This window comes from Sphingomonas sp. CCH9-E2, from assembly GCF_001557215.1.
In the GTDB taxonomy this organism is placed as follows: Bacteria; Pseudomonadota; Alphaproteobacteria; order Sphingomonadales; family Sphingomonadaceae; genus Sphingomonas.
Window position 1 is genome coordinate 1 of record NZ_LSJM01000146.1, and the last position, 3,324, is coordinate 3,324.

Consider the following 3,324-nt stretch of genomic DNA (forward strand, 5'->3'; position numbering starts at 1 on the left):
GCGATGACGGAGGGGCCGCCCCGCAGAGGACGGGATTTTGCCGAGCTGCTTACGGCTGTCTGCGCAGCCGCCCCTCCACCACTCGCTTCGCGAGCGGTCCCGCTCGCCTGCTGCGCAGGGGAGGAATTGTTGGCGGACGGGTAGCCCATCTTGAGTGGCAAAACGCAACTGGCCTTCCCATCTTCGGGCGATGACAGCCTATTCCCTGCTCGACCTTGTCCCGATCCTTGAGGGCGGGACCGCCAGCCAGTCCTTTGCCAATGCCGCCGACCTTGCGCGCCATGCCGAGGCGGAGGGGTTTTCGCGTTACTGGGTGGCCGAGCATCATGGCATGGCCGGAATTGCGAGCGCGGCGACGGCGGTGGTGATCGCGCATGTCGGCGCGGCGACATCGACCATTCGCATTGGCGCGGGCGGGATCATGCTGCCCAACCATGCGCCGTTGGTGATCGCCGAACAGTTCGGCACGCTCGATGCGCTGTTCCCGGGGCGGATCGACCTGGGGCTGGGGCGCGCGCCGGGCAGCGACATGACGGTGGCGCGGGCGCTGCGCCGGACGCTGGAGAGCAGTCCGGACGGCTTCCCGCGCGATGTGATGGAACTGCAAAGCTATTTCGCCGATGACGGCCAGACCGGTATCCGCGCGGTGCCGGGTGGTGGTGCCAAGCCGGAGCTGTGGATCCTCGGGTCGAGCCTGTACGGCGCGCAGCTGGCTGCGGCATTGGGGCTGCCCTATGCGTTCGCGTCGCACTTCGCGCCGGGGGCGCTGGACGAGGCGCTGGAGGTATATCGTCGCCAGTTCCGGCCCTCGGCGGTGCTCGACCAGCCCTATGCCATGGCGGGGTTCAACGTCTTTGCCGCCGATACCGATGCCGAGGCGGAACTGCTCGCCAGCTCGATGCTACAGGCGTTCGTCGCGCTCCGCACGACCGGGACTGGCGTGCCATTGCCGCCACCGGTGCCGGGCTATCGCGACAGCCTTCCGCCCCAGGCGCGGGCAATGCTCGACCATCTTCTGGAATGCACCGCGATCGGTGGGCCGGACGCGATCCGGGCGGGGCTGAAGGGATTCGTCGCGCGGACTAGGGTGGATGAGGTGATGCTGACCAGTTCGATCTTCGACCCGGCGGCGCGCCGGAAAAGCGTCTCGCTCGCCGCCGCCGCGATGCGCCATCTGGCTGCCTGAATCCCGCCTGAATTGCCCTTCACCACGGCGGCTGGGGGCTGTTCAGGGGGCTGAACGAGGGAGTTGTCGGCACGTGTCCGCATCCAAGCCAGCCATTAGATGCCATCTCGGCATCCACCGCCCGCGTCGCCGTGACCGCCCCGGTCGGGGTGAGTTCGAAACGCAGTGCCGCGACTGCGGATGCGATCTGGTGCTGAGCCCGGTGACGGGGCGGTGGCGGTTTTCGGGAGTGATGGGATAATTTTCCTCTTCCATCGGGAGAGGAAGGGGCCGGCTTGGCGCAGCCAAGTGGGAAGGTGAGGGTGAATGCCGTGACGTCGGTCACCCTCACCCTTCCGCCGCCTTTGGCGGCTCCCTCCCTCTCCGATGGGAGAGGGATTTTAAGCGGCCGCCGCGGGCAGTCGCAGGCGCACCATCAATCCGCCGAGATCCTCGCTCTCCTCCAGCGTGACGGTGCCATCGTAAATTTCCGCGACGTCGCGGAAATTTACGATGGCACCGTCACGCTGGAGGAGAGCGAGGATCTCGGCGGATTGATGGTGCGCCTGCGACTGCCCGCGGCGGCCGCTTAAAATCCCTCTCCCATCGGAGAGGGAGGGAGCCGCCAAAGGCGGCGGAAGGGTGAGGGTGACCGACGTCACGGCATTCACCCTCACCTTCCCACTTGGCTGCGCCAAGCCGGCCCCTTCCTCTCCCGATGGAAGAGGAAAATTATCCCATCACTCCCGAAAACCGCCACCGCCCCGTCACCGGGCTCAGCACCAGATCGCATCCGCAGTCGCGGCACTGCGTTTCGAACTCACCCCGACCGGGGCGGTCACGGCGACGCGGGCGGTGGATGCCGAGATGGCATCTAATGGCTGGCTTGGATGCGGACACGTGCCGACAACTCCCTCGTTCAGCCCCCTGAACAGCCCCCAGCCGCCGTGGTGAAGGGCAATTCAGGCGGGATTCAGGCAGCCAGATGGCGCATCGCGGCGGCGGCGAGCGAGACGCTTTTCCGGCGCGCCGCCGGGTCGAAGATCGAACTGGTCAGCATCACCTCATCCACCCTAGTCCGCGCGACGAATCCCTTCAGCCCCGCCCGGATCGCGTCCGGCCCACCGATCGCGGTGCATTCCAGAAGATGGTCGAGCATTGCCCGCGCCTGGGGCGGAAGGCTGTCGCGATAGCCCGGCACCGGTGGCGGCAATGGCACGCCAGTCCCGGTCGTGCGGAGCGCGACGAACGCCTGTAGCATCGAGCTGGCGAGCAGTTCCGCCTCGGCATCGGTATCGGCGGCAAAGACGTTGAACCCCGCCATGGCATAGGGCTGGTCGAGCACCGCCGAGGGCCGGAACTGGCGACGATATACCTCCAGCGCCTCGTCCAGCGCCCCCGGCGCGAAGTGCGACGCGAACGCATAGGGCAGCCCCAATGCCGCAGCCAGCTGCGCGCCGTACAGGCTCGACCCGAGGATCCACAGCTCCGGCTTGGCACCACCACCCGGCACCGCGCGGATACCGGTCTGGCCGTCATCGGCGAAATAGCTTTGCAGTTCCATCACATCGCGCGGGAAGCCGTCCGGACTGCTCTCCAGCGTCCGGCGCAGCGCCCGCGCCACCGTCATGTCGCTGCCCGGCGCGCGCCCCAGCCCCAGGTCGATCCGCCCCGGGAACAGCGCATCGAGCGTGCCGAACTGTTCGGCGATCACCAACGGCGCATGGTTGGGCAGCATGATCCCGCCCGCGCCAATGCGAATGGTCGATGTCGCCGCGCCGACATGCGCGATCACCACCGCCGTCGCCGCGCTCGCAATTCCGGCCATGCCATGATGCTCGGCCACCCAGTAACGCGAAAACCCCTCCGCCTCGGCATGGCGCGCAAGGTCGGCGGCATTGGCAAAGGACTGGCTGGCGGTCCCGCCCTCAAGGATCGGGACAAGGTCGAGCAGGGAATAGGCTGTCATCGCCCGAAGATGGGAAGGCCAGTTGCGTTTTGCCACTCAAGATGGGCTACCCGTCCGCCAACAATTCCTCCCCTGCGCAGCAGGCGAGCGGGACCGCTCGCGAAGCGAGTGGTGGAGGGGCGGCTGCGCAGACAGCCGTAAGCAGCTCGGCAAAATCCCGTCCTCTGCGGGGCGGCCCCTCCGTCATCGC

Annotated in this window: 3 protein-coding genes; 1 reads left to right on the forward strand and 2 read right to left on the reverse strand. The window is 67.5% G+C overall.

Annotation, left to right across the window (positions count from 1 at the left end):
• Positions 1 to 190: 190 nt before the first annotated feature.
• Positions 191 to 1,186 (forward strand): LLM class flavin-dependent oxidoreductase, encoded by a 996-nt coding sequence (locus tag AX681_RS07845; protein ID WP_066662150.1) that lies wholly within the window; start codon positions 191 to 193, stop codon positions 1,184 to 1,186.
• Positions 1,187 to 1,566: 380 nt separating this feature from the next.
• Here the strand turns inward: AX681_RS07845 and AX681_RS23715 are convergent, their stop codons facing one another.
• Both AX681_RS23715 and AX681_RS07835 read right to left on the reverse strand, forming a co-directional pair.
• Complete coding sequence (locus tag AX681_RS23715) at positions 1,567 to 1,827, reverse strand: hypothetical protein (RefSeq protein WP_197421991.1); 261 nt, start codon at positions 1,825 to 1,827, stop codon at positions 1,567 to 1,569.
• Between the two features lie 311 nt (positions 1,828 to 2,138).
• Positions 2,139 to 3,134, reverse strand: a complete 996-nt coding sequence (locus AX681_RS07835) for an LLM class flavin-dependent oxidoreductase (RefSeq protein ID WP_066662150.1) — start codon at positions 3,132 to 3,134, stop codon at positions 2,139 to 2,141.
• Positions 3,135 to 3,324 lie beyond the last annotated feature (190 nt).